This is a genomic window from Eggerthella timonensis, assembly GCF_900184265.1.
Taxonomy (GTDB): domain Bacteria; phylum Actinomycetota; class Coriobacteriia; order Coriobacteriales; family Eggerthellaceae; genus Eggerthella; species Eggerthella timonensis.
Genome location: NZ_FXXA01000002.1, coordinates 3,108,890 through 3,125,132, shown reverse-complemented (window position 1 = coordinate 3,125,132; position 16,243 = coordinate 3,108,890). Strand labels below are relative to the sequence as shown.

Annotated in this window: 16 protein-coding genes; 11 read left to right on the top strand and 5 right to left on the bottom strand. The window is 68.0% G+C overall.

Annotated elements, in window-relative coordinates; genetic code table 11:
- Positions 1-17: 17 nt before the first annotated feature.
- From C1A15_RS13150 to C1A15_RS13130, 5 genes are read right to left on the bottom strand one after another with little or no spacing between them, the layout of a single operon-like run.
- Positions 18-1,277, bottom strand: coding sequence for a SufS family cysteine desulfurase (locus tag C1A15_RS13150; RefSeq protein WP_101722985.1), 1,260 nt, complete (start codon positions 1,275-1,277; stop codon positions 18-20).
- Between the two features lie 2 nt (positions 1,278-1,279).
- Complete coding sequence (locus tag C1A15_RS13145; RefSeq protein WP_245865030.1) at positions 1,280-1,777, bottom strand: hypothetical protein; 498 nt, start codon at positions 1,775-1,777, stop codon at positions 1,280-1,282.
- Positions 1,774-3,816: an aldehyde ferredoxin oxidoreductase N-terminal domain-containing protein gene (locus tag C1A15_RS13140; RefSeq protein WP_101722984.1), complete on the bottom strand. Its 2,043-nt coding sequence runs from the start codon at positions 3,814-3,816 to the stop codon at positions 1,774-1,776. Before C1A15_RS13140 ends, C1A15_RS13145 begins: the two co-directional genes overlap by 4 nt.
- A gap of 10 nt (positions 3,817-3,826) precedes the next feature.
- On the bottom strand, positions 3,827-4,612 hold the full coding sequence (locus tag C1A15_RS13135) for a 4Fe-4S dicluster domain-containing protein (RefSeq protein ID WP_101722983.1): 786 nt from the start codon (positions 4,610-4,612) through the stop codon (positions 3,827-3,829).
- A gap of 5 nt (positions 4,613-4,617) precedes the next feature.
- The gene (locus C1A15_RS13130; RefSeq protein WP_101722982.1) at positions 4,618-5,475 is read right to left on the bottom strand and encodes a cytochrome b/b6 domain-containing protein; all 858 of its coding nucleotides are present in this window, start codon (positions 5,473-5,475) and stop codon (positions 4,618-4,620) included.
- A 536-nt stretch (positions 5,476-6,011) separates the two neighbouring features.
- Here C1A15_RS13130 and ftsZ point away from each other — a divergent pair.
- The 11 genes from ftsZ (at position 6,012) to C1A15_RS13075 (ending at position 16,047) form a co-directional block, all read left to right on the top strand.
- A complete protein-coding gene (ftsZ, locus tag C1A15_RS13125) occupies positions 6,012-7,133 on the top strand; it encodes a cell division protein FtsZ (RefSeq protein ID WP_101722981.1) in 1,122 nt (373 codons plus the stop codon).
- 14 nt (positions 7,134-7,147) lie between these two features.
- Entirely contained in the window at positions 7,148-7,996 is an 849-nt protein-coding gene (locus C1A15_RS13120) for a purine nucleoside phosphorylase YfiH/LACC1 family protein (protein ID WP_101722980.1), read from the top strand.
- Between the two features lie 5 nt (positions 7,997-8,001).
- Complete coding sequence (locus tag C1A15_RS13115; RefSeq protein WP_101723799.1) at positions 8,002-8,706, top strand: YggS family pyridoxal phosphate-dependent enzyme; 705 nt, start codon at positions 8,002-8,004, stop codon at positions 8,704-8,706.
- A gap of 74 nt (positions 8,707-8,780) precedes the next feature.
- Entirely contained in the window at positions 8,781-9,731 is a 951-nt protein-coding gene (locus tag C1A15_RS13110) for a cell division protein SepF (RefSeq protein WP_101722979.1), read from the top strand.
- Between the two features lie 61 nt (positions 9,732-9,792).
- Entirely contained in the window at positions 9,793-10,053 is a 261-nt protein-coding gene (locus C1A15_RS13105; protein ID WP_101722978.1) for a YggT family protein, read from the top strand.
- Positions 10,054-10,098: 45 nt separating this feature from the next.
- Positions 10,099-10,905, top strand: coding sequence for a DivIVA domain-containing protein (locus C1A15_RS13100; protein ID WP_101722977.1), 807 nt, complete (start codon positions 10,099-10,101; stop codon positions 10,903-10,905).
- A 371-nt stretch (positions 10,906-11,276) separates the two neighbouring features.
- On the top strand, positions 11,277-12,047 hold the full coding sequence (locus tag C1A15_RS13095) for a MerR family transcriptional regulator (RefSeq protein WP_035585963.1): 771 nt from the start codon (positions 11,277-11,279) through the stop codon (positions 12,045-12,047).
- A 152-nt stretch (positions 12,048-12,199) separates the two neighbouring features.
- Positions 12,200-13,204, top strand: a complete 1,005-nt coding sequence (gene nirJ2, locus C1A15_RS13090) for a putative heme d1 biosynthesis radical SAM protein NirJ2 (protein ID WP_101722976.1) — start codon at positions 12,200-12,202, stop codon at positions 13,202-13,204.
- Positions 13,205-13,229: 25 nt separating this feature from the next.
- A complete protein-coding gene (locus C1A15_RS13085) occupies positions 13,230-14,237 on the top strand; it encodes an ABC transporter substrate-binding protein (protein ID WP_101722975.1) in 1,008 nt (335 codons plus the stop codon).
- A 15-nt stretch (positions 14,238-14,252) separates the two neighbouring features.
- A complete protein-coding gene (locus C1A15_RS13080) occupies positions 14,253-15,260 on the top strand; it encodes a FecCD family ABC transporter permease (protein ID WP_101722974.1) in 1,008 nt (335 codons plus the stop codon).
- Complete coding sequence (locus C1A15_RS13075; protein ID WP_245865029.1) at positions 15,253-16,047, top strand: ABC transporter ATP-binding protein; 795 nt, start codon at positions 15,253-15,255, stop codon at positions 16,045-16,047. Before C1A15_RS13080 ends, C1A15_RS13075 begins: the two co-directional genes overlap by 8 nt.
- Positions 16,048-16,243: the final 196 nt, after the last annotated feature.

Sequence of the window (16,243 nt, the reverse complement as noted above, 5' to 3'; positions counted from 1 at the left end):
CGCCCGGGCGGGCCGGCTCACAGCATCCGCGACGTCGCCAGCGCCACGGCCTCGTCGCGCGCTCCCTCCACGGCTTCGAGGAGGCGCTCGACGTCGTCTGCGGTGGTGTACGCGGCGATGCTGGCGCGGCAGGTCGCTTCCACGCCGATGTGGCGGAGCAGGGGCTGGGCGCAGTGGGCGCCCGCGCGCACCGCCACCCCGCGACGATCCAGCACGTGCGCGACCTCGCCGGCGCCCACGCCCTTCACGTTGAAGGACACGATGCCCCCGCGCTTCGCTCCGTCGTCGGGACCGGGCCCGTAGCGCCTGACCGAGGGGATGGCGTCCAAGCCGCTCACGAGGGCGCGCGTCAGCTTCTGCTCGTGCGCTCGCAGGGCGTCGAACCCGATGCCGCCCAGGTAGCGCGCCGCCGCGGCCAGCCCCACGGCCCCGGCCACGTTCTGCGTGCCGGCTTCGAAGCGATTCGGCGCCTCCTCGAACGAGGACGCGCGCTCGAAGACCGCCTTCACCATGCCCCCGCCTCGCAGCAGCGGCGGCGTTTCCGCGAGCAGCTCCCGCTTGCCGTACAGCACGCCGATGCCCGTCGGGCCGTACATCTTGTGGCCCGAGAACGCGGCGAAATCGACGTCGAGGGCCCGCACGTCGAGGGGCTCGTGCGCGATGCTCTGCGCGCAGTCGAGCACGGCGACGGCGCCGCAGGCGTGCGCCGCCTCGACGATGCGCTCGATCGGGGGAACCGTGCCCAGCACGTTCGACATGCCGGTGAAGGCTACGACGCGCGTGCGCGGGCCGACGACCCGGTCGATCTCCTCGTCGGAGATCGACCCTGCGCGATCGGGCACGAGGTAGGAGAGCCGGGCCCCCGTGATCTTCGCCACGGTCTGCCAGGGCACGAGGTTGCTGTGATGCTCGAGCAACGTGAGCACGATGCCGTCGCCCGGCTCGAGCCGCTCGGCGCAATGGCAGAACGCCACGGTGTTCAGGGCGTGCGTCGCCCCGCTCGCGAACGCCGTCTCGTCGGGCGACGCGCCGATGAAGCGCGCGAGCGTCGCGCGGGCGTCCTCGAACGCCCGCGTCGCCGCGTCGGCGAGCGCGTGCGCGGAGCGGTGCGGGTTCGCGTTCGCCGTGCGGTAGAAACCGTCCATCGCGTCGAGGACGCATGCGGGCTTCTGCGTGGTGGCCGCGTTGTCGAGGTAGGCGAGCGGCGAGGCGCCCGCGGCGTGCGCGGCGAGGAGGGGGAAGTCCTCCCGCGGCGCGCACGCCCGGTCGTCCGCCACCGTCAGGCCTCCTCGGCCTGGTCGCCGTCGGCGGCGCTCAGCGCCTCCTGCACGGCGCCGTACTGCACCATGCGCAGGGCGAGCAGCCGCTGCACGCCCTCCAGGCGATCGCGGTAGGGGTCGTCGGGCGGGCATTCCCGCTCGATCGCCTCGGCCAGCGCCCCGTCGCCCACCGTGTCGCGCGCCCATGCGGCGAACCCGTCCACGTCGATGAGCTTGATGATCTGGTCGGCGCCCTTGCCCACGTTGGCCTCGTCCCGGTCGAGCAGGAACACGGCGGCGCTGTGCAGGTTGTACAGGTACAGGTCCGACCCTCCCTTGGAGGGCACCATCCGGCCGGCCACGAACTGCTCTCCCCAGGAAAGCTCGCGCAGCGCCCAGGCTGCCTCGTCGGGCGTGGGCATCGGGAAGCGCCGGCACGCCTCGGCCATGCCGGGGACGTCCTCGACGTCCCCGGCGAACGCGTCGTCCCGCTCGTCTGCAACGGCCACGTCGATCACGCTCCCAGCTTCCCGGCGCCGTCGAGCGCGTCGGCGGCGAAGCCGAGGCCGAGCGCCTCGAGCCCCGCGCGGGTCGGCCGCCCCGTGGATTCCTCGAAGCCCTCGTAGGCGTAGAAGCGCGTCTTGAAGTCCTCGAACTTGTCGCGGTCGAGCGTGCGGCCCTGGCACAGCGAGTAGCTCCACGTCCCGTTTTCGCACACCACGAGCGGGAAGGGCTTCGTGGTCTTCACGTCGTACACGTAGTTCGTGAACACCTCCTGGTCGCGGTGACGGCCCTCAAGCGCCCAGATGGCGCGGTCGAGCACCCAGAACTTGTGCCCCAGCTCGATGCTTTCCTCGTAGGAGAGGTCGCGCCCGGTGACGGCCTGGAAGAACTTCACCTCGTACTCGGGCGTGGCGCCGTAGGTCGAGCCCGTTTCGGCGGTGTGCTTGCGGCTGACGAAGTTCGGCCACACCCAGTCGCACATGCCGAGCGATTGCAGCCAGAAGCGCCCGTAGGCGCGGTTCCAGTGGATCTCGCGCACGCGCGCGTCGGAGTAGATGCCCTCCTCGCTCCAGTCGAAGCACAGCGGGTCGCCCAGGCCGGACTGGTCGGCCAGCTGCTTGGCCATGTTCTCGGCCGACACGGGCGGCTCGGCGCCGGTGAGCACCGCCATGATGGAGGTGTTGTACACCGCGTTGTGCACGCCGTGCTCGTTGATGTCGCGCTCGCTGAAGATGCTGCCGTAGCTCCACTCCACCTCGGCGCGCGGTTCGTTGTGCTCGCAGTAGCCCCAGTTCGGACGCGCGAGCAGGCCCGAGGACGTGTCTTCGTCCCAACGCCCCCACTTCTGCGCGGCGCGCGCGATGCCCTCGGCCAAATCGTCGCCGATCTCGCGGCGGTAGGCGATGCGCATCAGCAGCTCCTCGATGAACGCGTAGGTGCCGTACTGCTCGAAGGGCAGGTCGGTGTCGATGTCCTTGCCCTTGCCCATGACGCCCATCTTGTACAGGTTGTGCAGGTACACGGGCATGTCGATCTCGTAGCCGTTCAAGCCCAGCTTCGACAGCAGGCTGTAGGCGGCCAGCTGCTCGTCGATCTTGCCCGAGTCGGTGAAGTACAGGCCGGCCGAGCAGGTCAGCTCGTTGCCCACGCCGCCGGGGTAGAGGTTGCGGCAGTTCTTGAAGCACCCGCGGCAGCCCTCGGCGCGCGACACCGTGGGACTCGTGTCCAGCACGGTGGCCGCGGCGCCCGGGCTGCCCGGCGCGCCCGGCACCTTGCCGGCGTCGATGTCGTAGCCGAACTTCTCCTGCACCTCGAGGCGCAGGCGCACGAGCGCGGCGGGGTCGGCGATGGGGATGCTCTTCGAGCCGATGAAGCTCATGGCCTTGAGGTTCTTCGCGCCGAACACCGCGCCGAAGCCGCTCTGGCCCGTCACGTGGCCGGCGTCGTGCACGATGCACGACACGCGCGCAAGGTTCTCGCCGGCCGGCCCGATGCAGATGACGGAGGGGCGCTGCGTCGTGCGCCCGCCGTCGCGGCCCTGCGTCAGCTCGTACCAGGAGCCGGGGGCGGTGCCGTGGGTCACCTCGTCCCAGATCTTCTCCTGGCACTCGAAGGTGTCGAGGCCCCAGAGGTCGGCGGCGTCGTTGAAGGTCACCTGGTCGTTCACCACGCTGATCCACACGGGGGCGTCGGCCTTGCCCCGCACGACGCACGCGTCGAAGCCCGCTTCCTTCATCATGCCGGCCAGGCGGCCGCCCATGCTGGAGCGGTTGTACCATTCGGGCAGCGAGAACGGGCTGATGCCCGTGAACTCGCAGCGCGCCGACGCGGCCGGGACCACGGCGCCCGAGAACGGCGTGGTGGCGAACACGAGCACGTTCTTCGGATCGACGGCCTCCACGGTCTTGTCCTCGCAGTAGTCCCAGAACAGCTTCGAGGCCATCCCGTGGCCGCCCACCCATTCGATGTAGGGCTCGGTGTCGATCGTCTCCGAGGTGCGCTCGGTCAGGTTCACGATGAGTATCTTGCCGGCGTAGCCGTAGTGTTCGGTCATAATGCTCCTCCTACTTCTCGTTCGATCCGGCTGCCGCCTGGGCCGCCGTTCCGCCGGCTCCGTAGCCCAGCTGCGCCGGCGCGATGCGCGCGTCGTCGTCGCTCGGCAGGCCGATTTCCAGGTAGTGGGCGTTGCGCAGGTTCGCCGTGTAGCCCTCGTCGGTCTGGACGGGCAGCACGTTGGTGAAGGTGATGGCCTTCATGGGGCAGATCTCCACGCACAGCTGCTTGCCGCCGACGCCGCCCGCCTCGTCCCAGAACGGCGTGTTCTTGCACAGGTCGCACTTCTGCGCGTGCTTGTCCTCGAAGTTCCACTGCACGCGCGACGGCGTGAAGGGGCACGCTTCGACGCAACGCTCGCAGCCGATGCATTTGCCCTCGTCCACGAGGCGCACGCCCGTCTCCGGATCGGCGTGCATGGCGCCCACGGGGCAGGCTTCCACGCAGGAGGGGTAGGGGCACTGGCGGCATTGGTTCTGCGCGACGTCGTCGGCAGGGAAGCTGCCCAGCGCGTTCTTCATCACCTGGATGCGCGAAAGCGAGGTGTTGATGCGGCCGAGGTGCGCGAGCGAGCACGAGATGACGCACGTCTCGCAGCCGGCGCACTTCTTCGCGTCCACGAGCAGGTAGCCCTGGCTCGCCTCGATGGCGTACACGTCGTCGGGCAGCAGCAGCGCCGTGATGCCGCCGCCCAGGATGGCGCCGATTCCCAACCCGCCGATGCCGGCGATGAACTGGCGCCTCGAAAGGTCGCCCTTCTGCTGCGCGTCGCATTCGCGCTGGTTCGTCTCAGTCATTTCGCTCATCTCCCTTGTGCGCCGTCGGCGGTTGCAGTGCGCGCCGCGGCTCCTGTCGTATCTTGTGCGGCCGTGCGCTCGCCGCGCTCGTGCGCGGACTCGTCCGCCCCGCGCTCGAGCTGTTCGCGCTCGAGCCGCTCCATCCAGCCCGCATGCTCCTTCTGCGCCTCGCTGCGCGGCATCCACCCGATCAGCATCGAGGGGAACGTCTTCCATGAGAACGGCGCGATGACGGCGAAGAACACGTGCGCGGCCAGGAACACCAGCATGAGGGCGGCGGCGATGTCGTGCACCCAGAACATGACGTTCATGAAACCGTCGGGCAGGGTGAGCACCACGTGCGCCAGTGCTTTGAACAGGCCCGAAACCACCAAGAGCACGGCGGTGACCACGGCCATCACGTAGGCGGCCTTCTCGCTTTCGAAGTACTTGTCCTCGGGCGGCATCGTGAACTTCTTGATGCCCACGAGCAGCCCGTAATGGCGGACGGTGTAGGCGATCACGTTCTTCGTGGGCAAATGCTCGCGCAGGCGCCATCGCGAGATGATCGTGTTGCCCAAGTAGTAGAACGTCCCGAACAGGAACACGACTGCGGCTGCGAAGTGGACGTTCTGCCACAGGACGGCAGCGGGGCCGTCGTCGACGAACGCCGGGGTGAACCGGAGCCCCAAGACGATGCCCGAGGCGAGGCACACGGCGGTGCCGATGCCGTGGGTCCAATGGGATAGGCGCGCGGGCGCATCGTGGCGGTACACCCGGTCGTCGGTGAGGAAAGGGTCTGTTCGCTTCGTGCATGCGGAAAGGAACAGACCGAGGAACGGCGCCAGGGCGACGAGCCAGGGCGCTTGATCGAACCAGGGCATGGGGTGCTTCCTTTCGGTACAAGCTTCGCCCGACCCCGCGAGGGGACCTGGAAAAGCGTATGCGTGTAAGAAAGAGGGGGAGTCGCGCCCGTTCGACGCGCGCGGGCGCCTAGACTTTGTAGGACGTGAGAGCGAGATGAGCCATGGTGAGACTCCTTTTACTGTCGCGGATGTGCGCTGCCCGCCAGCTGGCTGCCGCATTGCGGCGGTTCTAAGATATAGCGTCGGCGCCGCCGCGGGCGAACGGGAAATGCGAATGGCGCATCGCGGGTTTGCGAGCGGGTCGCCCGTTTCGCCAACGGTCGCCCGACCACGACGAGCGGCAGGGAGGTGCGCGGCGTCGCGTCGTCGCGCACGCGGCGGCGGCTCCCCGATGTTTCCGCTTACCCGGCTCATTCGCTATATCTGTGGATGTACGCATTTCATTACCGCAGCGTAATTTGCAAATGGTTGAGCATCGTGTACAATAACCGCACGTGAACTGTGCCCTGAAGGGAAACGCAGCATTTGAAAACGCAGCAGGTGTGGAGGATACAATGCCAAACAAGATAGGTTCCGAGCATTTGGCGGTCATCAAGGTCGTCGGCGTCGGTGGCGGCGGCACGAATGCCGTGAACCGCATGGTCGAAGCGGGCGTGCGAGGAGTCGAGTTCATCGCCGTCAACACGGACCGACAGGCTCTGCTCATGTCGGATGCCGACAAGACGATCCACATCGGCGAAGAGCTGACGCGCGGCCTCGGCGCCGGCGCGAACCCCGAGGTTGGCTGCCAGGCGGCCGAAGAGAGCCGTGCGGAGATCCGCGAGGCGCTCGCCGAGGCGGACATGGTGTTCGTCACGGCCGGCGAGGGCGGCGGAACCGGCACGGGCGCAGCGCCCATCATCGCCGAGATCGCCCGCGAGGAAATCGGCGCGCTGACGGTGGGCATCGTCACCAAGCCGTTCTCCTTCGAGGGCCGCACCCGCCGCAACCAGGCCGACCAGGGCATCGACCTGCTGTCCCAGAAAGTCGACACGCTCATCGTCATCCCGAACGACCGCCTGCTCGAGATCGTCGACAAGAAGACGAGCATGCTCGACGCGTTCCGCATCGCCGACGACACGCTGCGCCAGGGCATCCAGGGCGTCACGGACCTCATCACCATCCCGGGCCTCATCAACCTCGACTTCGCCGACATCCGCACCGTCATGAAGGACGCCGGCACGGCCATGATGGGCATCGGCCTCGCCTCCGGCGAGAACCGCGCCCTCGACGCGGCCCAGCAGGCGACGAACTCCAACCTGCTCGAAGCGTCTATCGCGGGCGCGTCGCGCGTGCTGTTCTCCATCGCCGGCGGCCCCGACCTCACGCTCACCGAGGTGGACGCGGCGGCGCGCACGGTGGAAGCCTGCGCCGACGAGAGCGCCAACATCATCTACGGCCAGATCATCGACGAGGGCATGCAGGATCAGGTGCGCATCACGGTGATCGCCACGGGTTTTAAGATGGGTTCTTCGCAGCAGTCCTCCATGGACTTCTCGCGCAAGGACCTGTTCGCCTCCACGACGGCGCCCGAGCCGATGCCGTCCGCTCCTCCCGTGACGTTCTCCACGACGTCGCGCGACGGCCGCTTCGCCGACGAGGACTACATCCCCGACTTCCTGAAGCGCCAGCGGTAAGGAGCGGTCGCTTGATGGTCGCGACCGGACAACTGCCCATCCCGAAGATGACCGCGCGCCGATTCGGCGCGCGTCTTCTTCCTGCGCTCACCGACGACGCCCTGTTCGAGCGCACGGGCGTGCGCATCGCGTTCACCGGGCGCGAGGGCGGCGTGAGCGAGGGCCCGTACGCCGCGCTCAACCTGGGCAACCATGTGGGCGACGACGCGGGGGCCGTCGAGCGCAACCGTGCGCTTCTGATGGAGGCCCTCGACGCGGCCGACGTGCCGCTCGTGGTGCCGAGCCAGGTGCACGGCGATGCGGTGGTGGAACTCGACGATGCGTCGCCGAAGGCGCTCGACGCCGCGCGCGACGCGGCGCGCGCGGGGGCGGATGCCCTCGTCGCGCACGTCGCGAACGTGGCGGCGCTGCTGTGCTTCGCCGATTGCGTGCCCGTGATCGTCGTGTCGCCTACGGGACGCTTCGCGGTGGCGCATGCGGGATGGCGCGGCGTGGAGAACGGCGTGGCCGCGAAGGCCGTCCGCATGCTCGCGCGTGCCGATGCCGCCGAGCTGGGCGAACGCGCCGCAAGCGCATACAACGTGTACGTGGGCCCGCACATCCACGCGGCCTGCTTCGAGACAGGTCCCGACGTGCGCAAGCGCTTCGAGGACCGCTTCGGATCCGCCTGCATCCCCGACGAGCGCCATGTCGACCTCCTGGAGGCGCTGACGCTCGGCCTCGAGGAGACCGGCATCGACCGCGCGCGGGTGGCCGACGCCGGGGTGTGCACGGCGTGCTCGAGCGACGCATACTTTTCCTACCGCGCTGCGGGCGGCACCTGCGGCCGCCATGGCGCGGTGGCATTTCGGAAGGCGGGATGATCGTCATGGGATTCAAGGAGCGCTACGAGCGCACCGTCGCCGAGGCGGCCGCCTGCTGCGAGGCGTGCGGGCGCGACCCGCGCGACGTGGTCGTGGTGGCGGTGTCGAAGACGGTGGGGCCCGACAAAGTAGCCGAGGCCATCGAGGCCGGGGCGCACGACTTCGGCGAGAACCGCCCGGACTCCCTCGTGGAGAAGCACGCGCGCTTTCCCCGGCAGACCTGGCATTTCATCGGCAACATCCAGTCGCGTCGCATCCCCGACATCGTGCGCGATGCCACGCTCGTGCACTCGCTGTGCCAGCAGCGCCACGTGCCGAAGTTCGACGCGGCGGCCGCGGCTGCGGGCAAGGTGATCGACGTGCTGCTCGAGGTGAACGTGTCGGGCGAAAAGAGCAAGAGCGGCCTCGCCCCGAGCGAGGCGGCCGACATGCTCGCGTACTGCGAGGGCTTCCCGCACGTGCGCGTGCGCGGCCTCATGACGATGGCGCCCCAGGGCGATGCCCGTCGCGCCCGCGCCTGCTTCGCGGACTTGGCCCGTCTGCGCGACGACCTGCGGCGCGGCCTCGACGCCGAGCGGGCTGCGGTATTCGATGAGCTTTCTATGGGTATGAGCGAAGACTGGCACGAGGCGATAGCCGAGGGCGCTACCATAGTGCGCATCGGGCGAGCCCTGTTCGACGACGCTTTCGAGGGCATCGCGCACGCGTGAGCGCGCGGCGCGGCCATGACGCTGAACGCAGCGGCGGCTTGACCGCCGGATAAGAAACGAAGCAGGTGAACGGTATGGAGCTGCCAAAGATCAAGAAATCGGAGCACGGAATGCTCGAGGGAATCAAGTCGAAACTCGGTTTCGCCGACGCCAACCAGAGCTACGACGACGGCTATTACGACGAGGGGTTCGACGACTACAGCGAAGAGTACGGCGAATACGGCCCCGACTACAACGAGGACGATTTCCCCGCCGACGACGCTCCCGGCTCGCGCTACGAGCCCTACGCGCCCGTGACGTCGCGCCCCGCGCGCGCCTCGCGCGCGCGCTCTTCGGCGCGCGGCTCGTCCGTGACGCCTCCGAAGCTCGTGTCCATCGACGACGTGCGCGCGCATACCCAGGTGCCCGAGAGCCTCAACCGAGATCCGCTGCCGCCGCGCCGCGTGACCTCGGCGAGCGGCTCCTATCGCGGCGATCGCACGATGGTGGACGCGGCGCAACCCGCGCCGGCGAACACGCCGATCGCCCGCGCGACCGCCGCGGCGAACCGCGAGCGCTCGGAAAGCCTGAACTCGCTGTTCACCTCCACGGCCGACGATACGCTGGGCTCGATGCCCCCCGTCACGAGCGGCTCCGTGCAGACGACCACCACCGCCTCCGGCGCCACCGTGGCCACCGCGACCGCCACGACCACCGCGACCGCCTCGTTCGATCCGTTCGACGCCTACGCGGGCGCGGGCGCTGCGAAGCACAACCCCTCCCGCTCGGTCACCGTGCTCAAACCGGCCAGCTACAGCGAGGTGGAGCGCATCGCCAAGGCGCTCAAGGCGGGCGACGTGGTGGTGCTCGCGCTGCGCAACACGCCCGACAACCTGTCGAAGCGCATCCTCGACTTCTCGTTCGGCGTGTCGAGCGCCCTCGACGCCAGCGTGGACTGCGTGGCCGACAAGGTGTTCGTCATCTCGCGCGGCGCGGCGCTCACCGATGCCGAGCGCATGAGCCTGCGCGGGCAGGGCGTGCTGTGATTCCGCATTCGATTTCCGCCGGCGCGGCCGCGGCCGACCGACGTTCTAAGGAGTAAAACGCATGTTGAGCATCAAATACCTTATCGTGTCGCTTGCCGACGCGTACAGTATGGTGCTGTTCGTCTACGTGCTCATGTCGTGGTTTCCCACGGATCGGGGCATCTTGGCGGACATCAACCGGGTACTGGCCAAAGTGTGCGATCCGTACCTCAACCTCTTTAGGAAGCTGATACCCCCGCTTGGAGGTATGGTGGACGTTACGCCCATCATTGCGCTGCTTGTATTACAATTAGGAGTACGTTTACTGATAAACTTGTTTTAATGCGTAGAATCATGTTCGCACGCGAACAAGACGAAGGGACTACAGATGGCTATCACCTCGGCTGAGATACACAACCAGAGCTTCTCGATCGACCGCAAGGGCTACGACGTCGACGAAGTCGACGTGTTCCTCGAGCATGTCGCCGACGAGATCGACGGCATGAACGCCCAGATCGCCCAGCTCGAGAATCAGCTGGACGACCGCAAGTTCGACGGCTTCGATACGCCGGCTCGCGTCGAGGCTCCCGCCGTCGTGGTGGACGACGCCGCGCTGGCCGAGAAGGACGAGCGCATCGCCGACCTCGAGCGCCAGCTCGAGGCGAAGAAAGCCGACGACAACGCCATCGCCCAGGCCCTCATCATCGCGCAGCGCTCCGCCGACGAGATCATCGCGAACGCGAACGCGCAGGCCGCGGCCACCATCAAGGATGCCGAGGACGAGGGCACGCGCATCGTGGACAAGGCCGAGGCCGAGCGCCAGAAGGTGCTCGACGCCATCAAGAAGCTCGAGGACGACCGCGAGGACGTGCGCGAGGACTACAAGGATCTGCTCACCGACTTTATCGGCGACGCCACGCGCAAGCTGGCCGAGATCGGCGGCGACGTGCCCGCTCCCATGCCGGTCAGCGCCCATGCGCGTACGATCGACGTGGTGGAGGCCAGCGCCACGGGCCGCGTGACGGCACCGGCCCAGGCTCCCATCAACCGCGACGGCGCCGGCGCGTACTCCGTGCCGCAGGCGACGACGGGCGCCGTGGTGGCTCCCGCCACGCCGACGCCCTCCGGCGTCGAGAAGGACCTGTCGGGCTTCGGCGATGCCGACGACGCCTTCGAGTTCGAGGAAATCGACTAGCGCGCAAATCGCCTCTCGTTCAATGTGCATGAAACGCGTCCCGCTTGGGACGCGTTTTTTTCGCCAGCGCGCTCGGCCGGTTGATGCGGGGCCGTCGTCGGTCGATACACGCGCTTTTTCCCTGAAAACCGTGTGTTTCGACCGACAGCGCGCATGCATACATGCGTGCGCGTGCGGGGAGGGGATCCGCGCGTTCAGCGTCTCGCTTAGGGATTTCCCCGATTTTTGTCGCTATCTTCTGTAGACCGTTGACGGTGACGTAGCGTCATCGCGTATGCTCGATTGCAGTTCGAGCGCGCGGGGGCGCGCGGCAAGACCGAGAGACGAGCATGCGACGGCCGGCGCTTCGCGGCAATCGCAAAGGAGCATCCATGACCGATCAGAACTACCTGACTATCGGCGAGTTGGCGCGGCGCGTCGGCGTGACGGTGCGCACCATCCAGTACTACGACCAACAGGGCCTGCTGTCGCCGTCGGCGAAGGGCCCGCAGAACCAGCGTCTGTACACCGACGACAACGTGAAAGATCTGTATCGCATTCTGACCTTGAAGTACCTCGGGCTGTCGCTGGCCCAGATCAAATCCGATGCAGCTCTTTACCGCGAGTCGGCCGCGTTGCAGGAGCTGGCCGACGAGCAGATGGACGCCATCGAAGAGCAGTTCCAGTCGCTGTTCAAGCGCATGACCACCCTGCGCTCCCTCCACGACGAGTCGCTTGCCGAATCGTCCGTGAACTGGGAGGCCATGGCCGACACCATCGAGCGCTGCCAGGGCGAGAGCCAGTTCTTCTGGCGCCTCACCTGCATCCGCGACGACGCCCCGGCTGCCGAGGAGGCCGCCGAGGAGCAGGTGGCGCGCGGCGAGTCCGTGTCGAAGTGGCACGAGCTGATCGCCGATACCATCCGCCTCATGCCCGCCGGCGAGCCCGTGGACAGCGAGCGCAATCGCGAGCTGGCCAAGCGCTACCTCGACCTCGATATGGAGCAGGACACGGCGCGCACCGAGCAGAACTTCATCCTCATGGAGAACATCGCCCCGCATGCGGGCGGCGACGGATCGTTCGACGAGCTGCGCCAAGCGGTGTTCGACCACCTGGAAGCCATCGTCGCCTCCTATCGCTCAAACCCCGATCCGGCCGAGTAGGCCGCGATCTTGGCGCCGTGCGGGCGCCGCAAACCTCATCTCTCCTACCTCCCTTTGCGGCACCCGCACGGCACGTCATACCCTCGCCCGATCTCAGCAACCACGGCAGCGCCGTCGAGAAGGCGCCGCCGTAACGAAGAAAGGATACGCCCATGCTCGTGTCGTGGATGACGACGAACAAGTGCAACCTCAAATGCGTCCATTGCTACCAGGATGCCGAGGAGGCCACCGACCAGGAGCTCTCGACCGACGAGGGCAAGAAGATGATCGACGAGATCGCCCGCGCCGGCTTCAAGGTGATGATCTTCTCGGGTGGCGAGCCGCTCATGCGCCCCGACATCTACGAGCTCGTGGCGCACGCGGCCGGCAACGGGCTGCGACCCGTGTTCGGCTCGAACGGCACGCTCATCACGCCCGAGGTGGCACGCCGACTGAAGGAGGCCGGAGCCTGCGCCATGGGCATCTCGGTGGACAGCCTCGACGCGGCCAAGCATGACAAGTTCCGCGGGCTCGAGCACGCCTACGACCTCACCATGGCGGGCATCGAGGCCTGCAAGCAGGCCGGCCTGCCGTTCCAGCTGCACACCACCGTGGTGGATTGGAACCGCGACGAGGTGTGCGCCATCACCGACTTCGCCGTCGAGATCGGCGCGATGGCCCACTACGTGTTCTTCCTCATCCCCGTGGGCCGCGGCAAGTTCATCCAGGAGACGTCGCTCGAGGTGCTGGAGAACGAGCGTCTGCTGAACGACATCATGCGCAAGGCGGCCGAGGTGCCGATCGACGTGAAGCCCACGTGCGCGCCCCAGTTCACGCGCGTGGCGAAGCAGCTCGGCGTGGACACGCGCTTCGAGCGCGGCTGTTTGGCGGGCCTTACGTACTGCGTCATCGGCAGCGAGGGCATCGTGCGCCCCTGCGCCTACATGACCGAGGAGGCGGGCGACGTGCGCGCGCAGCCCTTCGACGAGATATGGAAGACGAGCCCCGTGTTCGAGAAGCTGCGCACCCAGGCCTACTCCGGCTCGTGCGGCACATGCGACTACGCGCAAGGCTGCGGCGGCTGCCGCGCCCGGGCCGCCTACTACCACGAAGGCGATATCCTCGCTCAGGACGACTACTGCGCCCACGGCAACGCTTTGGTAGCGGCTGCCGTCTAGACCATCGGCATCGAAAGGACCCCTCATGACCATCATCTCCCAACGCATCGTTCCCACTGCCGTCGCCGCGTCCTTGGCCGCGACGATGATCCTCGCCGGCTGCTCGACCGCGCAGCCGAAAGCCGAAGCCGAGGCGGGCGCCCCGCAGGCGGAGGCCGGGCAGGCCTCGCAGGTCGGCGCGGTCACGTTCACCGACGACACGGGCGCCGAAGTGACCGTGGAGAACCCGCAGCGCGTGGTGGCGTGCATGGGCAGCTTCGCCAGCATGTGGGAGCTTGCGGGCGGCACGCTCGTGGGCGCCTCCGACGACGCGTTCACGCTGTCGGACTACGACCTGAAATCCGAGAACGTGCAGAAGGTGGGCGACTTCGCGAACCCGAACCTCGAGGCCATCATCGCGCTCGAGCCCGATTTCGTCATCATGACGAGCGGCTCGGGCGGCCGCGGCGGCGACTCGAACCAAGCCGACCTCAAGGCGGCCCTCGCCGCGTCGAACATCCCGGTTGCGTGCTTCCAGGTGACGACGTTCGCCGACTACGAGCGCATGCTGCGCACCTGCTGCGACATCACGGGCCGCGACGACCTCTACGAGCAGAACGCCCAGGCCACGGCTGATCGCATCGACGCGATCACGGCCCAGGTGCCCGCCGGCGAGGCGCCTACGGCCCTCGTACTGACCACGTTCTCGGGCGGCACCCGCGTGCAGGCGTCCTCCACGATGACGGGCTCCATGCTGGCCGACCTCGGCGTGAAGAACCTGGCGGACGAGAACCCGAGCCTGCTCAAGGACTTCAGCCTGGAATCGATCATCGAGATGAACCCCGACTTCATCTTCGTGGTGCCCATGGGCAACGACGACGCCGCGGCCATGAAGGCGCTCGAGGACCAGACGGCGGCGAACCCCGCCTGGTCGACCCTCGACGCGGTGCAGAACGGCCGCTACGTCGCGCTCGACCCGCACCTGTTCCAGTACAAGCCGAACGAGCGTTGGGACGAGAGCTACCAGGTGCTGTTCGACGCGCTGTACGCGTAGGCGGAAGGCTGTCCGGTGACCCCGTTCAACCGTGAGAAGGCGGCGCCGCTCGCCATCGTCGTCTCCGCCGCCGTCCTCGCGGGCGTGACGGCGGCGGCGTTCCTCGTGGGCTCGTCGTCGGTGAGCCTGGGCGACCTCGTCGCCTGGGCGACCGGCGGCGACGTGAGCGCGTCGGCGAAGAGCATCCTCGTGAACGTGCGCCTGCCGCGCGTGCTTTCGGCGCTGTTGGCGGGAGGGGCGCTGGCCGTGGCGGGCGCCATCATCCAGGCCGTGCTGGACAACCCGCTGGCCAGCCCCAACATCATCGGCATCAACTCCGGCGCCGGACTGTTCGTGCTGATCGCGGCCAGCGTGTTCCCCAGCGTGCTGTGGCTGCCGCCGCTCGCGGCCTTCCTCGGGGCGCTCGCCACGGCGCTCATCATCTTCGGCATCTCGCTGGGCGCGAGCACGTCGAGGCTCACCGTGGTGCTGGCCGGCATCGCCATCACATCGGTGTTCGGCGCGGGCATGAACACCATCCTCATCGTGAACCCCGACGCCTACGTCGGCTCGTCGGCGTTCCTCGTGGGAGGCCTGGCCGGCGTGCTCATGGACGACCTCGCGTGGCCGGCGGCCTACATCCTGGGAGGCCTGGCCGTGGCGCTGCTCTCGGCGGGCAAGCTCAACATCATGGCCCTCGGCGACGACACGGCGCATGCGCTCGGGATGAACGTGGGGGCGACGAGGCTCGCCATGCTCGGCCTTGCCGCCGTGCTGGCGGGCGCGGCCGTAAGCTTCGCGGGCCTGCTCGGGTTCGTGGGGCTCATCATCCCGCACCTCGTGCGGTTCTTCGTCGGGCACGACAACCGCATCGTGCTGCCGCTGTCCGCCGTATGCGGCGCGGCGTTCGTCGTCGTGTGCGACCTGTTGTCGCGCGTGCTGTTCGCGCCCTACGAGGTGCCCGTGGGCATCCTCATGGCGTTTCTCGGCGGGCCGTTCTTCATCTACCTCATCTTGAAGAACAGGAGGGGTTCCCTTGATTAGCGCTGATGACACGCGCGCCGCAGCCATCGAGGTGCGCGACGTGTCGTTCTCCTACGGCAAGGAGCCGTTCATCGAGGGGTTGAGCGCCGCGTTCCCCCACGGCGCGGTGACGAGCGTCGTGGGGCCGAACGGCTGCGGGAAGTCCACGATGATCAAGCTCATCGACGGGCTGTTGCGCCCGCAGGCGGGGGAGGTGCGCATCGACGGCGTGGCCACCCTGTCGCTCAAGGCGAAGGAGCGTGCGCGTCGCGTGGCCGTGCTGGCGCAGGCCAGCCGCCCGCCGGCGATGACGGTGGAGGCGCTCGTGGCGTGCGGGCGCTACCCGTACCAGGCGCATCAGGGGAGGCTCTCGCGCGAGGACCGCGAGCAGGTGGAGCGCGCGCTCGAGCTGGCGAACGTCGCGCGGTTCCGCGCGCACGAGCTGCGTCGGCTGTCGGGCGGCGAGCGTCAGCGCGCGTTCATCGCCATGACGCTGGCGCAGGACACCGACCTCATCGTGCTCGACGAGCCCACCACCTACCTCGACATCCGCGCCTGCCACGAGACGATGGAGCTCGTGCGACGCCTGAACGTCGAGGCGGGCAAGACCGTCGTCATGGTCATCCACGACCTCGACCTGGCGTTGCGGTACTCCGATTGCCTGCTCGTCATGGAGCGCGGGAGCGCCACCGCGTCCGGCACGGTGGAAGAGGTGCTGGAAACCGGCGCCATCGAGCGGGCCTTCGGCGTGAGCATCCGCACCTGCGCCGCTCCCGAGGGGACCGCGTACACGCTGTTCCCGGCGTGAAGCGAGCCGATGGCTGCGGCGTGCGCCTGACGGTTCGCTTAGCACGAAATCGCAGTTATGAACGATTTTATAGTGATGGAAAAACCTGACCTGGCCCTTTTCCACGGCTTTGCGAAAAATGGCTTCGAGAACCGTTCATAACTGCGATTTTGTGCTGGCAGGACGAGATACGGTTCCGGCATCTCGTCCTGCCGGC

Excerpts from the sequence above, each read along its gene's own strand:
- C1A15_RS13140 (WP_101722984.1), bottom strand. The coding sequence starts at position 3,816 with ATGACCGAACACTACGGCTACGCCGGCAAGATACTCATCGTGAACCTG.
- C1A15_RS13135 (WP_101722983.1), bottom strand. The coding sequence starts at position 4,612 with ATGACTGAGACGAACCAGCGCGAATGCGACGCGCAGCAGAAGGGCGAC.
- C1A15_RS13130 (WP_101722982.1), bottom strand. The coding sequence starts at position 5,475 with ATGCCCTGGTTCGATCAAGCGCCCTGGCTCGTCGCCCTGGCGCCGTTC.
- ftsZ (WP_101722981.1), top strand. The coding sequence starts at position 6,012 with ATGCCAAACAAGATAGGTTCCGAGCATTTGGCGGTCATCAAGGTCGTC.
- C1A15_RS13120 (WP_101722980.1), top strand. The coding sequence starts at position 7,148 with ATGGTCGCGACCGGACAACTGCCCATCCCGAAGATGACCGCGCGCCGA.
- C1A15_RS13115 (WP_101723799.1), top strand. The coding sequence starts at position 8,002 with ATGGGATTCAAGGAGCGCTACGAGCGCACCGTCGCCGAGGCGGCCGCC.
- C1A15_RS13110 (WP_101722979.1), top strand. The coding sequence starts at position 8,781 with ATGGAGCTGCCAAAGATCAAGAAATCGGAGCACGGAATGCTCGAGGGA.
- C1A15_RS13105 (WP_101722978.1), top strand. The coding sequence starts at position 9,793 with ATGTTGAGCATCAAATACCTTATCGTGTCGCTTGCCGACGCGTACAGT.
- C1A15_RS13100 (WP_101722977.1), top strand. The coding sequence starts at position 10,099 with ATGGCTATCACCTCGGCTGAGATACACAACCAGAGCTTCTCGATCGAC.
- C1A15_RS13095 (WP_035585963.1), top strand. The coding sequence starts at position 11,277 with ATGACCGATCAGAACTACCTGACTATCGGCGAGTTGGCGCGGCGCGTC.
- nirJ2 (WP_101722976.1), top strand. The coding sequence starts at position 12,200 with ATGCTCGTGTCGTGGATGACGACGAACAAGTGCAACCTCAAATGCGTC.
- C1A15_RS13085 (WP_101722975.1), top strand. The coding sequence starts at position 13,230 with ATGACCATCATCTCCCAACGCATCGTTCCCACTGCCGTCGCCGCGTCC.